Source organism: Cellvibrio sp. BR, assembly GCF_000263355.1.
Taxonomy (GTDB): domain Bacteria; phylum Pseudomonadota; class Gammaproteobacteria; order Pseudomonadales; family Cellvibrionaceae; genus Cellvibrio.
Map to the genome: position 1 here is coordinate 782,343 of NZ_JH668201.1, position 16,452 is coordinate 798,794.

Genomic DNA, 16,452 nt, shown 5'->3' on the forward strand with positions numbered 1-16,452 from the left:
CTCCACGTCAGTAATACCGGGCGCAGGTCAGCGAGCTGACCAATCTGCCAACCAGGCATCAAACTGCCCAGGCGGTAAGGGTTTGGAAAAGTGATAGCCCTGCATTAAACGACACCCTTCATTCACAAGCAGAGTCATTTCATGGCTGGTTTCTACGCCTTCAGCAATGGTATCCATACCCAGTGACTGTGCGAGACGGATGATGTAACTAACAATCGCCAGCGACGCCTCATCCGACTGCATATCACGAACAAACGATTGATCAATTTTTAAAATGTTTACCGGCAAGCGGCGCAGATAATTCAGGCAGGAAAAGCCAGTGCCAAAATCATCAATTGCAATGCGATAGCCCAAGTCGCGAAACTTCTGCAACACCTCGATAGAGGCATCCATATCGCTCATCAGCATGCTCTCTGTCAGCTCCAACTCCAACGACTGGGGTGCCGCGCCCGCGTCGTCCATGATGGTTTGCACCTCTGCCATAAAACCAGGTTGGTGGAATTGCAGTGCTGAAATATTCACACTGACCACCAGTGAAATGGCACCTTCCGCCTGCCAGCGAGTGACCTGTCGCGCCGCTTCGGCGATCACCCAATTGCCGATAGGAATAATCAAACCAATTTCTTCCGCCAGCGGAATAAAATCATTGGGCTGAACCAAACCGCGCTCCGGGTGACGCCAGCGAATTAGGGCCTCAGCACCGTAAAGTTGCTGATTAGTGGCATCCATCTGCGGTTGATAATGAAGTTCAAACTGCCCCAACTCCAAGGCTTGCCGCAAGTCGTACTCAAGTTTTAAGCGATCCAACGTGCGCGAATTTAATAGCGGTGTATAGAACTGATAATTGTTGCGGCCTTTTTCTTTGGCGAGATACATTGCAGCATCGGCATTTTTAATCAGTTCGCTCGGTGAACTGCCATCCTCAGGGTAAATCGCGATACCAATACTTGGGCTTAAATGCAGTGGCATCTCTTCCACTAAATAAGGCTTTAATAATTCTTCGCGCACTTTGATTGCCACTTCCGCCAAATCGCGCTCATCATGCACACGCGGCAATAACACCACAAACTCATCGCCACCCAGGCGCGCAACTGTATCGTCATTACGGATAACTTTTTTCAAACGCAGGGCTGTCTGGCGCAAAATTTGATCGCCCGCTGCATGGCCGAGCGAGTCATTGATATTTTTAAAACGATCCAAATCGATAAACAGCAAGCCAACTTTTTCCTGACGCCGTTTGGCAGTATTAATCGCCATTTCCAAACGATCATTTAATAAAGTGCGATTGGGCAACTCGGTGAGGCTGTCGTGGTGCGCAAGAAAGTCGAGTCGTTCGCGGGATTTTTTGCGCTCGGAAATATCAGTAAAAATAGCGATGTAATTTTCTATCTGACCGTCGCTACCCAATACGCGGCTAATTGAAAACCAGGAGGGGAATGTCTCACCATTTTTGCGCCGGTTGCTAAGCTCACCCAACCAGGCCCCACGCTCGTTGAGAATGGCAATCAGGTTGCGGAAAAATCCTCGCGGATGTTGGCTCGCACCTATTTGGGCGGCGTCCACACCCAACACATCTTCAGCACTGAAGCCCATCATTTTTTCGTAGGTTTTATTCACCAGAACTATGCGGAATTGGTCATCCAAAATCATGATCGCTTCATTGCTGCCTTCAAATACTTTGGCCCACAAACGCAATTCCGCTTCCTGATGTTTACGCTGGGTGATGTCACGAATCACCATCACCACTTCTTGCTGCTCGCGCAGCATTACCCGTGCCTCCCAGGTGCGCATTTTTCCTGCCAGAGGCGACCAATCAAACTCGACTAATTGTTCACCTTTACCGGCAAACACCCGGCGAATTTGTGGTGCAAGAATGCGATAGACAGGTGCAGGCAAGTGCCCTTCACCACTGTCCTCATCGTAACTAACCCAATGATCCATCTCATGAGTGTAAGCGCCGACTTGCATATCAATTACATGACCATCGCGGTCAATACGCAAAATCATGTCGGGAATACCCGCCAGCAGCGCGCGGGTTTTACCCTCACTTACACTGACATCGCGAAAAGCTTTTTTGGCGCGCAGAATAAATTGCAAACGATACGGCAGAGAGCCCCAACTGACGGGCTTGGTAATAAAATCTGTGGCGCCGGATTCATAGGCGTGATGAATGGATTCTATATCGCCCAGCCCGGTGACCATGGCGATAGGTAAATCGTGGCCGCGTGGGTCTTGCAGCAACTCACGACACAAGCTGAAACCATCACCGTCGGGCAGGAGCACATCTAACAAAACAATATCTGGTTTACGCTCTGCAAAACGTGCGCGTGCAGAGGCGCAGTCGACCGCCTCCATCACCTGAAAGCCTGACTGCTCAAGGGTGATGGTAGTCATTAAGCGCGCGGCTTCATCGTCATCAACAACCAATACCAGATTCACATTGGCATCACCCAGCGTGATCAGCGGCATACCGTTGCTGGTTGTTAGGTTGAGTGCTGAATCAGGCATCGAGCGGGTTTCTTTCACGTGGATAACTCCTTTCGCTCTAATTCAGCCAAACCTTCTAGCGATAAATCATAGAGCCGTAAAATGCTGTCGACCTGCTGCGCGGCACCCTCCATTTCACCTTTGCGCGCGCTGGCCTCACAATCGCGACAAGCCGCTGCCAAATCCAGCAAACCTAGATTAGCAGCACTGTTTTTAAAATTGTGTGCGGTTTTGTAGAGTAAATTGGCATCGCCCGCGGCCACTGCCTGATGCAGCTGGGTAATTAGCGCAGGACTAGCGCCGCGAAATAAACCAATAATTTTTGGCAACAAACCAACACGTAACTCGCGCAGTTGGCGAATAACCTGTTGATCAATTTCAATTTTGCCTGACGTGGACGATTCAACAGGCGTTGAATCCTTTTCGGGTAACCAACGGCTCAGGGTTTGGTTCAGCTGTAATTGTGAAAAGGGTTTGCTCAGGTAATCATCCATCCCCTGCGCCAAACAATGCTCACGATCACCACTGATAGCATTCGCGGTAAGCGCAATAATGGGTAAAGGATTCAAGCCCATTGTTTGCTCGCGCTGACGAATTCGTCGGCTGGCTTCAAACCCGTCCATCACTGGCATTTGGCAGTCCATCAACACCAGGTCGAATGACAGGCGATCAATAAGCGCCAGCGCTTCCTGACCGTTGTTGGCAATTGTCATATCCAACCCCATGCGCTGCAGCATGGCTTTGGCAACTTCCTGATTCACTGGATTGTCCTCCGCCAGCAATACCCGACCGCGCAGCGGTTTTACACCGGGCATTGGCTTTGCGCCCTCACTGACCAGGGACTCGGAACCCAGCGGTTGGTAGATAAAATCACCAGCCGCAACCTGGGCGATAAGCCCATGTAACTCCGTCTGGCGCGCCGGCTTGAATAACATCAATGCACGGTTGGCAAGGGACTCCTGAATCGCAATGCCGGCGGGGCACAGCACAATTACCGCTAGCGATTCAAATATTGGTGAGGCCGCCAAATTATCCAGCAATGCACCGGCATTCATATCCGGCATCGCCCAGTCAGTTAATAGCAGTTCAAATGGAGCGTCCGTTTTAGCCTGTTTATTTAACAGCGCCAGCGCCTCGACAGCGGACTCTGCAAGCACCGGAGTGATTCCCCAAGCACGCAACCAATCGTCCAGAATATCGCGGTTGACCTCGTTGTCATCCACTACCAATGTGCGCAAGGGCTTGAGTGGCTGAAACTCCGGTGCCGCCTCAGTATTAATATGCTGCGCCAGCAATAAATCAAAATAGAAACGACTGCCCTCTCCCGGCTGACTTTCCAACTGAATCTGCCCACCCATCATTTCAATCAGGCGCTGCGAAATTGCCAACCCCAAACCAGTGCCGCCGTACTTGCGCGACATGGAGGAATCCGCTTGGGTAAAGGATTGAAATAGTTTTGCGCTCTGCTCAGGAGAAATACCAATTCCTGTATCGCGCACAGCAAAGCGCAGCTGCAATTGGTCTGCCTTGTTAGCCACAAGCCCAACACTGATTTCTACTTCGCCGCTGTCGGTGAATTTGATGGCGTTGCTCAATAGATTGGTAATTACCTGCCCGAGCCGCGGGCCGTCTCCTATCACAGAGACAGGCGGCAATGGTGTTCTACACAGGAGCTCCAAATTTTTCCCGTGCGCAATAGGCGCGTAACGCTCCGCGATATCTTCAATCAGGGTATTGAGCGGGAATGGCAGTAACTCTAATTCCAATTTGCCGGCTTCGATTTTAGAGAAATCAAGAATATCGTTAATGATAAGAAGCAAATCTTCGCTGGAGCGACGTGCCACCCGGGCAAATCGTTTTTGTTTGCTGTCCAGCTCTGTCTCCAACAACAAACCGGTCATGCCCATAATGCCATTTAAGGGGGTGCGGATTTCATGGCTCATGACCGCCAGAAAATCACTTTTGGCTTTACTGGCTGCTTCCGCTTGTTCACGCGCGTATTGCAACTCCAGGGTGCGCTCCAGTACCCGCTGCTCCAGCAGCTCCTGGTTTTGGCGCAACTCGCTGTCTTGCATTTCAATACGATCCAACATGGCGTTAAAACGCCGGGTCAGCAGCCCCACCTCATCGCGTACAGCGGACTCAGGTGCGCGGGCATCGTAATGCCCTTGATCGCCCACCCGCCGCGCCAATTCACTCAAGCTCCCCAAGGGGCGCATTACGCGGGAGATCAAAGCCCAAGCCAAAATACCGGACACCAACAGTGCCACAAAAGCGGCAGCCAACACCCAACCGATCTGGCCATAAAACTGTTCGCGCAATGGTTTTAGCGTGACATCCAACTCCAAATAGCCCAGAGGCTCTTCTGCCCAAAAAACGTCTGCGCGCACCCGGATATCGCGCTCAGGGCCGAGCGCTACAGTATCGCCAAGCGCAGCGCGGTATTCAGCCAGCAACTCGTTGTTGCTGAGAATCAAACGTGCCGCAATCACTTTAGGTTCCACACGCAATACGGCCAGCGTTTGTTGGGCGGCTTCTTTGTCGGCAAACATACTCGGCGCTGCCATATTCAGCGCAGTTGCTTCCGCCAAAATTTGCAGCTGGTTATTTACTTGATTCACAAAGTAATTGTATTGCTGCCAACTGGTTGCTAGTGCCGCACCCAAGACTGCAATGCTGGTTAATAACATGGCGAGCAAAGTGATTTTGCGGGTTAGCGAAGTATTAGGAATGGAGTTTGGCATCTTAGCGGCGCTCCATTGTTGGCTTTTTAGCCAATTTGAGCAGCTGGCTACTGACTTTTACACCGGCACTGGCAATCGCCTGTTCGTTGATCACAAACTCAATACGATTATCATTCGTACGCAGCAGTGCGATAGCAACACGCCCATCCCGGGGATCAGGTTCATCCGCTACGAGCAAGACACCCGGTGGCAATTGTGCGGGCAAGGAAATACGTTCACCGCTTGCGGGGCGATAAATCATTTGGCAAGAATTTAAATACTGATCGAGATCCGCCGTTTTATCGAGATAGACAACTCTGGTCTGACGCTGCGGTTGGGATTTTTTTTCCAACTGCGCCAAGGCTTGACGGGTAACACCTTCTGCCCCCAAAGCACAAAGCGAAACCGATTGATCTTTGTGTGCGGGCCATTCGATGAATTTCAAAAAGTTATAGACAAATGCAACGCGCAAGCTAGCCTCGGACGCATTCGCCGAAGCCACAAAAAAAGGCGTGAAGAGCAAGACTCCCACACCAGAATAAACCAAGCGACGGCCAGTAACTTTGGCCCACCTTCCCAGCACAGACTTCACCTTGTGCGATTCCCTCGTGTAAAGCGTTTTAATCTGCTCAGGATAGCCCAGCGGAGGTGGTTTTGCGATAAAGGGTTTTGCTTTTTCCGTCGCCTCCAGCCACCTTAATAAGACTAAGTGGTATCATGGCAGCCCTCAATTTCCATTCTTATGGCCACTTTTATGCTGTTGTTTGTCGATAACCTAACCAATGTCGATTTCAGTTTCCTTGACCCCCAGCGCGGCCTTCTCGGCGAGACCTGGTTAGCAAATGTTCGTTTGTATGGGGAACTGGATGAACAAGGCATGGTGTGCGATTTCGGCACCGTTAAAAAAGTCATGCGTCATTGGTTGGATACAGAGTTAGATCACCGCTTGGCTGTGCCCATTCGCTCACCGCAAATTGGCATTGACGATGAAGGCGACTTTCTCACCATTCATTGGCAATTTGGCAGCAATGGTGAATTTTTACACACACGCTCACCGCGCGATGCAATTGCTCTTGTCGATGCAGAGGTTCTAACACAAGAATCTATTGCCGAATGGTGCATTAGCCAACTCAAGCAACGATTCCCAATGAGCGTGGCACGTTTGGAGTTGGACTTCTCATTGGAGCCTATAACTGGAGCCTATTACCACTACAGTCACGGTTTGAAAAAACACCGGGGTAATTGCCAACGCATTGCACACGGCCATCGCTCACGCATAGATATTTGGGCCAACGGCAAAAAATCACCGAAACTGGAGCAGCGTTGGGCCGATGAATGGAAAGATATTTATTTGGCTACTCGTGAAGATCTGATTGGCAAACCGCAACACCAAGGCACGAATTACTACCACTTTGCCTACGAGGCGGAGCAAGGCCCGTTTGAAATTACCCTGCCGCAACGCTGCTGCTATCTGATCGATACCGAAACTACCGTAGAGTTTATCGCCCATCACATTGCGCAAAAAAGCCGCCAGGAAAACCCCGATACCTTTATTCGCGTGAAAGCGTATGAAGGCATTAACAAAGGTGCAATTGCAGAAGCCTAAAACAGTAGTGCAATTATTAATTGCGAGTTAAAAGATTATCAATTTTTTGCAGGTGGGTAATCAGCGGTGCTGAGTGTAAATTCAACACTGAAAAATACTCTTCAGCCATAGGTGCTACTGAGCAATATTTGGGAAGCTCCATTTGTTGCTCAATCATAGAATACAAGCGCGGTAAAAAAATAAACTGCAACCACTGCGGAAAGTTCATGGTATCTATCGCGAAAGGCTCCGTACTCGCCAGCGCCTCCTCGGAAATCATTTCAAATTCCCACAGCTGTAATTGCCGCAGTTGTTGTTCAACGTCCATTAACACTTCGGCAACGGCGATGTGGAGTTTATTCATGGTATATCCGGCAGTCAGGGTGCTTCGTAGGTTGGTGCTGAGCGCAGCGATGCCCAACACGCTTTTTAAAAAATCATTTGTGAACGATATGGGTAAACGGCGGCAGCGAATTCAAAATCGCTTTGCCGTAACGCTTGGTAATAATGCGGCGATCAAGCAGGCTGATTTTGCCTGTATCCGTTTCAGTGCGCAGCAAACGCCCACAAGCCTGAATTAATTTTAGCGATGCATCCGGTACGGTAATTTCCATAAATGCATTGCCACCACGCGCTTCAATCCACTCCGATAATGATGCTTCAATTGGATCATCGGGAACCGCAAACGGCAGTTTGGCAATAATCACGTGCGTGCAATATTTACCCGGTAGATCCACCCCTTCGGCAAAACTTGCCAACCCAAACAGCACACTACCGCGCCCTTCATCGATAGCTTTTTTATGCTGCACCAACATTTCCTGCTTGGAATTATCACCCTGCACCAAAATAATTTCGCGTAGATCTTCCGGCATATCCTCAAATACATCGAGCATTTGTTTGCGCGATGAAAACAACACCAGAGTGCCCGCATCGGGATCAATTAAATTCGGCAGATCGTCAATAATGGCAAGGGTATGCACATCCGCATTAGTCGCCTCCACTGCAGCCACGGGAATTTCCAGCGTCGCCTGTTGAAAATTAAAAGGGCTGGGCACTACATGGTAGTTGGCGTCCGCAGGAGTTCCCGCGCGCATTTGAAAGCGTTGAAAATTCCCCAACGCGGTTAAAGTTGCGGAGGTAATAACCGCACCGCAGGCTTTTTCCCACAAACTGTATTCAAGGGTTTTGGCGGCAAGAATCGGGCTGGAGCAAATTTCCAAATCGAGGCTGCCAGTGTGGTCTATGGGGGTGATCCAACGGGCTTTGGGAACCGAACCGGGTTTATCGGGCGTAGCAAAACTCGCCCACAAATCGCGATTGGCTTCCGCACGCGACTGCCAGGTTCCCAGCAGCGGATAATTATTTTCCAAATCAATTTTGGGTACGGGGCAATGCGCATCTTCCATCGATTGGGTTAATTCATCGCACATTTTTTTGAGCAATTCACTCAGGCGATCAAAGCCTTTGTACAACTCAACACAAGGCAGGAGTAGATCCTGAGGAATTACGCCGCTGTCAAAACGATAATGATTTTGGCGATCATCAAAGGCAATGCTCTGCGCCAACTGATCAAACACCGGATACAACTGATCCAGTCGTTGTTTGCAATCGATTAATGCCTCCGGTAATTGCTCGCCATAACGATCCACATTCCCAGCGCCACTCACCGCACCTAAAATTGCGCCGAGCGCTTTATTGCATTGATCCAGCCATTTGCTGGTCGCGAGCATGCGGCTGTGATGCGCAAAATGATTGAGTGCTTTTTGCGGTAAGTGATGACCTTCATCGAACACAAAAATCGCGTCCTCCGGTGCGGGCAAAATAGCACCACCGCCTAAGGCCAAATCGGCCAGCACCAAATCGTGATTGGTAACAATACAATCCACGGCATGCATTGAATCCCGCGCTTTAAAAAAACTGCACACCGACACATTGGAACAGCGGCGTCCGGTACATTGGCGATGATCAGTGGTAATGATTTGCCACTCGTTTTGTTCGAGTGCTTGCGGCCAGGTGTCGCGCTCGCCATTCCATTTATTGCCAGCGAGGGATTCCATCATGGATTGATACAGTTTTACGCTTTGTGCAGACACACTCGGATATTCATCTTCATAGAGCGCGCGGGTGGGGTTTACACCGCTTTCGTATTCAGCAATGAGATTATCGAGCTTACTCAAACACAAATAGCGACCACGGCCTTTGGCGAGCGTGAAGGAAAAATGTAGCCCACTGTTGCGATGTAAATCGGGTAAATCTTTATTTACGATTTGCTCTTGCAGCGCGACTGTCGCGGTAGAGACAACTAACTTCTTACCCAGAGCTTTGGCCATGACCAGCGCCGGCAGTAAATAGGCGATAGTTTTGCCCGTACCTGTACCTGCCTCAACCACACAAATATGACCACCGGCACGATCCTCCACTAGACGATGATTTTCATCATCCAATTTAATACTTCCAAGCGCTTTAGCGATTTCAGCGATCATTAATTTTTGGCCATAGCGGGACTTTAAGCCCTTATTTTCCAAAAATGTGCTGTAGGCGCTTTGAATTTGTTTTTTGAGGTCATCGGTTAGCATTAGCTGCTGCTACTCAGTTTGCTCACAACCGGGTTAGCATAAATTCCCAGCGCAATTTCGCGCTGCCCTTCGGGGATTGCATTCATACGCTGGGCAAAGGCTGCTTTTTCTGCACTTAAAGTTGCAGGGTCATAAGGTGTGTTGTTTACACCATAATTCACTGTCGGCACATTGCCATGCAACATTTCATAAGCAATACAGTTAGTAGCATGCAATACATAGTTGCCAAGAATTTGTTTGTCCAAGGCGGCAACCAGCTCATCAGTATCGGTGTAATCGCCATCCAAAATATCGCCGAATGCCAAATGCACATTACCTTTGTCGCCAGCAATTCCCATGGCGATGCTTTTTACATCCTCATGCTCTTCTTTTTGGTAACTGCCTTGCGTGCGCTGTAAATAAAGCTCGCGCGCTTTCGCTGCATCGCAAGGGTCCAACTCGTAAGAAATAGATACCGGCACTATGCGCAACTGCCGGATATAAGTGGCCAACTCTTCCGTTTTGGGTTTATTTAGCGCGATCATACCCAGCACCGCGGAATTGGTTTTATCGCAACCATCTTTGGCGCGACCTTCACGCTGGGCGATCCAGATACTTGAATGTTCATTGCAAATTGAATGATGAATATAAGACGACAAATATTTTGCCGCTTTGAGTTTTTCACGCGGCGCTTTTGCCGAACGGTTAACAATAAAACTTTTATTCAACCGCATTAAATCTGACACAAAAGGTTTGGTCAGCAAGTTATCGCCAATCGCGATACGCAAAGTATTGCTGTGGTTGTGATAGAGAACCCAATTGACAAATGCCGGGTCCATCGCGATATCGCGATGGTTGCTTATAAACAAATAGGCCGTTTTTTTATCCAGCTTATCCAGGCCTGATGTAGTTAATGCGGTGACGCGCTTGGCCATCATAGCCGCCATATAGTTTTCAACCACATGCTGAAAACCATCCACATCCTGAATGCCGGATAACTGCTGTTTGAGCTTCGCTTTTACCAGAGGTTTTATCGCCCACCCCAACCATTGGTGCGCACCGGGAAAACGCAAACGGGTTACGGCATCGACCAATTCCGGGTCGGCTAACAGGCGATCAAGCGTGGAGCGAACTTCATCATCGCGGTAGGGGCGAATATCATCAAATTCAGTCATATAAGGGAGTCATCAGTAAGAAGGCAATTTCAACATCTATCGGAATGGGTTTATATCCAAACAGACATTATGCGCTCCAAGAACAAGCGCTTTGCATAAGGGCCGGAAGCCAGCGAAAATAGGCGCACAAAATACCGAAAAGGGTCGCAAAATGCCACCAAAAACACCACACATCAATCGCAATACTGATAGCAACGCCCCCTGCCCCTGCGGTAGCCAGCAATCACTGCAAGCCTGTTGTCTGGATTTTATCGAAGGCACCCGCCTGCCCCCCACGGCTGAAAGCTTAATGCGCTCGCGCTATACCGCGCACAGCCTTGTCGCCGTCGATTACCTGTGGGACACCTGGAGCCCGGAACAGCGTTTGCGCTCCAGCAAGAGCGACATTCGCGCCTGGGCTGAAAGCTGCGACTGGTTGGGTCTGCAGATACGCAACACCCACGCAGGAGCAGAGTATGATGATTCCGGCATCGTTGAATTTGTAGCGATTTTTCGCCAACAAGGGCAACTGCATCAGCACCATGAAACTTCATTATTTAGAAAGCACTTGGGTAAGTGGTTTTATGTTGATCATGTGGAGCCGTGACAGAGTCAAATTTTCGACACAAATAATAAAGAAATGTGATGCAACCGGCGAAGCGCACAAAAATCCGCCACTGATCGCATTAGCTGATCACCTCATCACTCACTAATGCTTAAAATAGCGCCAAAATCATAATATCCATTGCGCTATTAGCGGCTACACTCTCCGGTGTGCCATTTGCCAAGACTCTAACTCTCTGACTCTATGAAAATTTTGCTGGTCGAAGACAGTGCAACCCTGCGCCATGCCATGCGCAATTATATTCTCGAAGCGGGTCATGAACCCTTGATTGCACGCAGTGGCGAAGAAGCGCTGCAGCTGCTCGAAAATACCCCGGTCGATATGATCATTATGGACGTGGAAATGCCCGGCTTGAATGGCTTTGAAACGACACGCCTCATCCGCGAGTGGCTTGCGGGCCACTGGATACCCATCATTTTTGTAACCGGCCTGAATGAGGACGAAAATTACCGCGAAGGCATAGAAGCCGGTGGCGATGATTATCTGATCAAGCCGGTCAGCTTCATGATTATCAAAGCAAAAATCCGCGCGATGGAGCGTATCGCCGAAATGCGCGACCAGCTGAATCAGCTCAACGTGGAATTGGAGGCACTGAGCCAGCTCGACAGCCTCACGCAAATATATAACCGCCGCACCTTTAATGATTTGGCACAGCAACAGTGGTCGCTGGCTAAACGCCATCAACAACCCATTAGTGCGTTGATGATCGACGTGGACCACTTCAAATTATTTAACGATCACTACGGTCACCCGGCGGGTGATGCCTGCCTGAAAAAAGTCAGCCAGGCGATTAAAAGTTGCCTGCACCGCAGCGGAGATATTTTGGGCCGCTATGGCGGCGAAGAGTTTGTAGTACTACTGCCGGAAACCGATGCGAAGGGTGCAATGCGCGTATCCCAATCTATCGGTGAAGCCTTGGCGCAGTTGCAAATACGCCACGATGTATCACCCACCGACAGCTATGTAACCGCCAGCATTGGCGGTGCAACTTGCCTGCGCACCACCGGCCATGATTTGGAAGAACTGATTAAAAATGCCGACCGCGCTCTGTATAAAGCCAAACGCGCGGGGCGCAATCGCAGTTGGGTGGAGGAAGTAGCCACCCACAAAACTATTTTGCTGGCGGATACAGATCAGGAGTTACTGCGTCATTTCAGCGGCTGCTTGCAAGCGCACTTTAATTTGCTCACCGCCGAAACACAGCGTGAATGCCTGGAGTTAGCGATTGAATTGCATCCAGACTTAATATTGTTAGGCAGTGGCATTGTAGATACCCAAGCCGGTGCCGAACTGTGCAACTGGCTCGCACGTACCCCAAAAACAGCCAACAGCCTGTTAGCGCTTGTGAGCGAACAAACCGACGACAAAATCAAAACACTTGGGCAAACACTCAATATCAACCATTTTTTTGATAAGAGCCTCAGTGCGCCCACGCTGCTCAACAACATTGTCAAACTGCTTAACGACGCGCACTGATGAGCAGCCATTCACCGCATTAATTGCTGCGCAGCGAGTTGTACCAATTTACCTCGCGTGAATATTTATCCACCTGATCGGCCACATCCAACACCAGCGCAAACAGCGCCATGCGCACCAACACGCCATTGTCCGCCTGGCGGAAAATGGCCAGGTTGGGGTTTGCATTCAAATCATTATCCAGCTCATTGGCGTCTGCCCGTGAATCTCGCGGCAGCGGGTGCATGATCACCGTATTCGGTTCGCAGTATTGGGTATAGATGGATTGATTCAAACGGAACCGACCGCGATACAAATCGGCCTCTTCTTTACTGGCGAAACGCTCTTCCTGGATACGTGTTGAATAAGCGATATCGATATTGCCGATGCTGGATGCCAAGTCATCCGTAATCGTCACCTTGTGCCCTGCACTGCGCAACCCCTCAACGATATAGTCCGGCATTGCCAACTCTTTGGGTGACACCAAACACACGCTAATGTTTTGAAACAAGCACAGCAACTTACACAGAGAATGCACTGTGCGACCATGTTTTAAATCGCCGATCATCGCAATGCGCAAGCCATCAATACTGCGCCCGTTAGCCCGCAACTCTTTGCGAATGGTGTACAAATCCAGCAGCGCTTGGGTCGGGTGTTCGTTGGCACCATCACCGCCATTTAATACCGGCACGCGACTGCCTTCGGCAAATTCTGCGACCGAACCTGCTTGCGGGTGACGCATACAAATCACATCGCTGTAACCGGACAGTACGCGGGCGGTATCAAACAGGGATTCGCCCTTGGTGAGCGATGAGCTTTCAAAACCAGTAGTTTCGCGTACATTGCCGCCCAGCAAATTAAACGCCGAGCCAAAACTCACCCGGGTGCGGGTACTGGGTTCAAAAAACATGTTGCCCAAAATCGCCCCTTCCAATACCCGCGTGACCTTGCGACGCAGGGCGTAGGGTTCCATGGCGTCGGCCACGTCGAAGATGCGCTGGATGTCCGCGCGTTCAAATTGTTTGATAGAGAGAATGTGCGCGCCTGTAAAATTCACAAGAAGTCCTTAGCGGTGAGACCGCTGACCAAAGAGGCAAAACCAAAGGGGGACAAAAACGGCCGCCATTTTAACGACAGCAAAGCGCGATACCAACGGCTAATGATAAAAAAACCTAGTGCACCGGAATCAGCGAGACCAGGCGCGTATCGGCACGCCGCTCTTTAGTGGGCAGCGATGGCATCATGCGCTCCAATGCCGCCTCGGCCGTAGCGCGATAAGTGGTTAACTTGCCGCCCATTACCGAGAGCACTCTAGGCTGGTGTTCGTTATCCACCGAGAAAATCACATCGCGCGAACGACCAAATGCCGCCTTGTCACTCTTGGGCAGCACTCGCAAGCCGGCAAAAGTATCGACCTGACTATCCTCCACTGGCAATTCCGGGAAATAGTGACGCAAGGTCGCGAGCAAATAAGCCTTTTCTTCATCACTACAAAACGCTGTTTCCGGGCGCCCTTGGTGCAGCTTTTCAGTGGTGCCGACCATTAACTGCCCTTCCCACGGCAATACAAATACCGCGCGTTTATCGGCTGGAGCCTCCAGATAGAAATACTGCGCAAGCAGCGGCGGCAATAGCAAATGACTGCCCTGCACTAGCTCGACCTGGGGATGATTTATCGCCGGTTTAATCTTGGCCAATACCTCCGTCGCCCAAGGGCCAGCGCAATTGACCAATACGCGACAGCTGATCGACTGTTGGCCGGATTCGGTTTGGATATCTACCTTGCAACATTGACCATTGCGCTCTGCGCCCACAAAGCGCGCAGGCATGAGCATATCTGCTCCCAACAAAATGGCCGACTGCAATACCGAACGCGTGAGCGCCGCATCATCGGTTTGCGCTTCGTGATAACGGAACACAGCTTTCAACCCCTGCTGCTTTAACCCGCTCAACTGATCCCATTCCGAGCGCGACAATTGACGAAACAAGCTGTTTTTATCAAACCCCGCCAAACCAGCGTAAAGGCTCAGCCCCGCCCGAATTGTCAGCGGTGAGCGAGTTGAATTCTCATAAACGGGAATGTGCAAGGGGCGCAGTTTTACCAATTCGGGGGCAAGCCGTAATAGCAGCGCTCGCTCGCGTAAGCTCTCGCGCACCAAACCGAACTGGGCTGTCTCCAGGTAACGCAGCCCGCCGTGAATCAGCTTGGAAGATTTGGAGGATGTACCCGCCGCCGGCGCAGTTTGCTCGACGACCAATACCGAATAACCCGCTGCCGCTGCCGCCTGAGCGACACCGGCGCCCTGAATACCTGCGCCTACAACGACAATGTCGTATTTCATTGAATTTCGTCCGGGAGAAAAATCAGCCAGAGTATAGACAGACTTGTAAGAATGATCGACAGCTGTGCGCTGGAAATGCGATTAATGGTGCTGAATAACACCATCCAGGTCATAAAGCCCAAGCAACTTCCTCGCCGCCAGGGGCAGCTGGGCAATGGAAAGCTTCGTACCGGCAGCCTTGGTCAAACTCAATGCCGCCAACAAGAGTGAGGCGATGGAAGAATCCACCTTGGTTACACCGCTGCAATCCAGAGTGCGTATATTGGATTGCACACTGGTGTGAAGGGTGCGCTGCAATTGCTCCCGCAAGTGAGTCACCGTTTTAAAACTCACCTCGCCGCGCACATAAAGCACATGCTCACTCAGTATTAATTCACTCATTTTTAGCCGCTGCCGCTTTGTCGTTTTGTTCAGTCAGGTTTTTTAAAAAAGCATCCAAATTAGTGCGATTGATTTCCTCATCGAACACCCCGCGGGCAGTAACCACCAAACTAATGCCCTCCACATTGATGTCCACAATTTTCCACTTATCATCTTGCAGCTCCAACCGCAAAAATAAAATTACCGCCTCACCGCGCTCGTTATTTACCCGCACTTTAAGGGTGGTTTTGGTTTCACTCTGACTGCTGTTTTTATTATCACGACCGAGCATTTCCGGTTTGGTATTGCGGTACAGGTACAAGGTTTTGGTGTAGCTACGAATTAAATAGCGCTGAAATTCGCGCAAGTAAATTTCCCGCTGCTGCGCACTGGCACTACGCCAGTGTTTTGCCAACGCGAGTTGCGCCATACGTTTAATCGCCAGGTTAGGTAATGCAGACTCAGCCACAATACTGCGCAGTTGTTCCGGGTCAGTTTGATAAAGCGCCTCATGTTTTTTTAACTGGGTTAATACATTTTCAATCGCAACCTGCATTACCCCAGCCGGATCTGCTTTTTGGTTACCCGCCGTATCGGCACGAACAGCCAATGATAGTGAAAACAAAAACAAGGTACAAAAAATCGCCCTGAATGAACGCAAAAAAAATAATGGTGTTAGTAAGTTATTCATGATTCGTTTCCTCTGCGGAAGTGCTCGTGGCTTTGTTCAAGCCAAACTCACCGATTAATTTTTCCAGCAACAGCGCAGAAGAAGTGAACTCAATAGTGTCACCAGCCTTGAGCATGTCCTCTTCCGCTCCTACATCCAAGCCGACATACTGCTCGCCCAGCAAACCGGAGGTAATAATACTCGCCGAAGAATCCACACTAAATTCATAGCGGTTATCAAGCGCCATACTGACTTTGGCTTGGTAATTTGAAGTATCCAACTGAATATCTGTAACACGCCCTACCACTACTCCAGCGCTTTTAACCGGCGAACGCATTTTTAGCCCACCAATATTGGTAAAGTAGGCATGCACCTCATAACTCGGTGCGGCGCGAAAGCTGGATTGATTTGCAACCTTCAGCGCTAAAAAAACCACTGCCGCCATTCCCAGCGCGACAAAAAAACCAACCCACAAATCAACCAGTGTGCGATTCAT

At 50.0% G+C, this 16,452-nt stretch carries 14 protein-coding genes; 3 read left to right on the top strand and 11 right to left on the bottom strand.

The window, feature by feature from the left end; translation table 11 throughout:
- Window positions 1-27: 27 nt before the first annotated feature.
- From O59_RS08585 to O59_RS20985, 3 genes are read right to left on the bottom strand one after another with little or no spacing between them, the layout of a single operon-like run.
- Window positions 28-2,526 carry an EAL domain-containing protein gene (locus tag O59_RS08585; protein ID WP_225318378.1) on the bottom strand — a complete coding sequence of 833 codons (2,499 nt, stop codon included), beginning with the start codon at window positions 2,524-2,526 and terminating at the stop codon, window positions 28-30.
- A complete protein-coding gene (locus O59_RS08590; protein ID WP_007641621.1) occupies window positions 2,523-5,231 on the bottom strand; it encodes a response regulator in 2,709 nt (902 codons plus the stop codon). The genes O59_RS08585 and O59_RS08590 overlap by 4 nt, the downstream gene beginning before the upstream one ends.
- A 1-nt stretch (window position 5,232) precedes the next feature.
- Window positions 5,233-5,793: a YfiR family protein gene (locus O59_RS20985; protein WP_007641622.1), complete on the bottom strand. Its 561-nt coding sequence runs from the start codon at window positions 5,791-5,793 to the stop codon at window positions 5,233-5,235.
- A 171-nt stretch (window positions 5,794-5,964) separates the two neighbouring features.
- On the opposite strand from O59_RS20985, the gene O59_RS08600 reads away from it, so the two are divergent.
- The gene (locus O59_RS08600) at window positions 5,965-6,816 is read left to right on the top strand and encodes a 6-carboxytetrahydropterin synthase (RefSeq protein WP_040392061.1); all 852 of its coding nucleotides are present in this window, start codon (window positions 5,965-5,967) and stop codon (window positions 6,814-6,816) included.
- 16 nt (window positions 6,817-6,832) lie between these two features.
- Here O59_RS08600 and O59_RS08605 read toward each other — a convergent pair whose 3' ends face one another.
- The 3 genes from O59_RS08605 to O59_RS08615 all read right to left on the bottom strand — a co-directional run bounded on the left by O59_RS08605 (window position 6,833) and on the right by O59_RS08615 (window position 10,525).
- On the bottom strand, window positions 6,833-7,159 hold the full coding sequence (locus tag O59_RS08605) for a YqcC family protein (RefSeq protein WP_040391782.1): 327 nt from the start codon (window positions 7,157-7,159) through the stop codon (window positions 6,833-6,835).
- 73 nt (window positions 7,160-7,232) lie between these two features.
- The gene (gene dinG, locus O59_RS08610) at window positions 7,233-9,371 is read right to left on the bottom strand and encodes an ATP-dependent DNA helicase DinG (RefSeq protein WP_007641625.1); all 2,139 of its coding nucleotides are present in this window, start codon (window positions 9,369-9,371) and stop codon (window positions 7,233-7,235) included.
- Entirely contained in the window at window positions 9,371-10,525 is a 1,155-nt protein-coding gene (locus O59_RS08615) for a 1-acyl-sn-glycerol-3-phosphate acyltransferase (RefSeq protein ID WP_007641626.1), read from the bottom strand. The genes dinG and O59_RS08615 overlap by 1 nt, the downstream gene beginning before the upstream one ends.
- 151 nt (window positions 10,526-10,676) lie before the next feature.
- Here O59_RS08615 and O59_RS08620 point away from each other — a divergent pair, with 151 nt between their 5' ends.
- Both O59_RS08620 and O59_RS08625 read left to right on the top strand, forming a co-directional pair.
- Window positions 10,677-11,111, top strand: a complete 435-nt coding sequence (locus tag O59_RS08620) for a YchJ family protein (RefSeq protein ID WP_007641628.1) — start codon at window positions 10,677-10,679, stop codon at window positions 11,109-11,111.
- Window positions 11,112-11,312: 201 nt separating this feature from the next.
- The gene (locus tag O59_RS08625) at window positions 11,313-12,605 is read left to right on the top strand and encodes a diguanylate cyclase domain-containing protein (RefSeq protein WP_007641629.1); all 1,293 of its coding nucleotides are present in this window, start codon (window positions 11,313-11,315) and stop codon (window positions 12,603-12,605) included.
- 19 nt (window positions 12,606-12,624) lie between these two features.
- Here the strand turns inward: O59_RS08625 and O59_RS08630 are convergent, their stop codons facing one another.
- From O59_RS08630 to mlaD, 5 genes are all read right to left on the bottom strand, one after another.
- The gene (locus tag O59_RS08630; RefSeq protein ID WP_007641631.1) at window positions 12,625-13,641 is read right to left on the bottom strand and encodes an aspartate carbamoyltransferase; all 1,017 of its coding nucleotides are present in this window, start codon (window positions 13,639-13,641) and stop codon (window positions 12,625-12,627) included.
- Window positions 13,642-13,756: 115 nt separating this feature from the next.
- Window positions 13,757-14,926, bottom strand: a complete 1,170-nt coding sequence (locus tag O59_RS08635; RefSeq protein WP_007641637.1) for a glycerol-3-phosphate dehydrogenase/oxidase — start codon at window positions 14,924-14,926, stop codon at window positions 13,757-13,759.
- Window positions 14,927-15,007: 81 nt separating this feature from the next.
- Window positions 15,008-15,307, bottom strand: a complete 300-nt coding sequence (locus tag O59_RS08640; protein WP_007641638.1) for a lipid asymmetry maintenance protein MlaB — start codon at window positions 15,305-15,307, stop codon at window positions 15,008-15,010.
- The gene (locus tag O59_RS08645) at window positions 15,300-15,977 is read right to left on the bottom strand and encodes a phospholipid-binding protein MlaC (protein ID WP_007641639.1); all 678 of its coding nucleotides are present in this window, start codon (window positions 15,975-15,977) and stop codon (window positions 15,300-15,302) included. Before O59_RS08645 ends, O59_RS08640 begins: the two co-directional genes overlap by 8 nt.
- The gene (mlaD, locus tag O59_RS08650; RefSeq protein WP_007641644.1) at window positions 15,970-16,452 is read right to left on the bottom strand and encodes an outer membrane lipid asymmetry maintenance protein MlaD; all 483 of its coding nucleotides are present in this window, start codon (window positions 16,450-16,452) and stop codon (window positions 15,970-15,972) included. The genes O59_RS08645 and mlaD overlap by 8 nt, the downstream gene beginning before the upstream one ends.

Excerpts from the sequence above, each read along its gene's own strand:
- mlaD (WP_007641644.1), bottom strand. The coding sequence starts at position 16,452 with ATGAATCGCACACTGGTTGATTTGTGGGTTGGTTTTTTTGTCGCGCTG.
- O59_RS08635 (WP_007641637.1), bottom strand. The coding sequence starts at position 14,926 with ATGAAATACGACATTGTCGTTGTAGGCGCAGGTATTCAGGGCGCCGGT.
- O59_RS08625 (WP_007641629.1), top strand. The coding sequence starts at position 11,313 with ATGAAAATTTTGCTGGTCGAAGACAGTGCAACCCTGCGCCATGCCATG.
- O59_RS08620 (WP_007641628.1), top strand. The coding sequence starts at position 10,677 with ATGCCACCAAAAACACCACACATCAATCGCAATACTGATAGCAACGCC.
- O59_RS08605 (WP_040391782.1), bottom strand. The coding sequence starts at position 7,159 with ATGAATAAACTCCACATCGCCGTTGCCGAAGTGTTAATGGACGTTGAA.
- O59_RS08600 (WP_040392061.1), top strand. The coding sequence starts at position 5,965 with ATGCTGTTGTTTGTCGATAACCTAACCAATGTCGATTTCAGTTTCCTT.
- O59_RS08615 (WP_007641626.1), bottom strand. The coding sequence starts at position 10,525 with ATGACTGAATTTGATGATATTCGCCCCTACCGCGATGATGAAGTTCGC.
- O59_RS08645 (WP_007641639.1), bottom strand. The coding sequence starts at position 15,977 with ATGAATAACTTACTAACACCATTATTTTTTTTGCGTTCATTCAGGGCG.
- dinG (WP_007641625.1), bottom strand. The coding sequence starts at position 9,371 with ATGCTAACCGATGACCTCAAAAAACAAATTCAAAGCGCCTACAGCACA.
- O59_RS08640 (WP_007641638.1), bottom strand. The coding sequence starts at position 15,307 with ATGAGTGAATTAATACTGAGTGAGCATGTGCTTTATGTGCGCGGCGAG.
- O59_RS08590 (WP_007641621.1), bottom strand. The coding sequence starts at position 5,231 with ATGCCAAACTCCATTCCTAATACTTCGCTAACCCGCAAAATCACTTTG.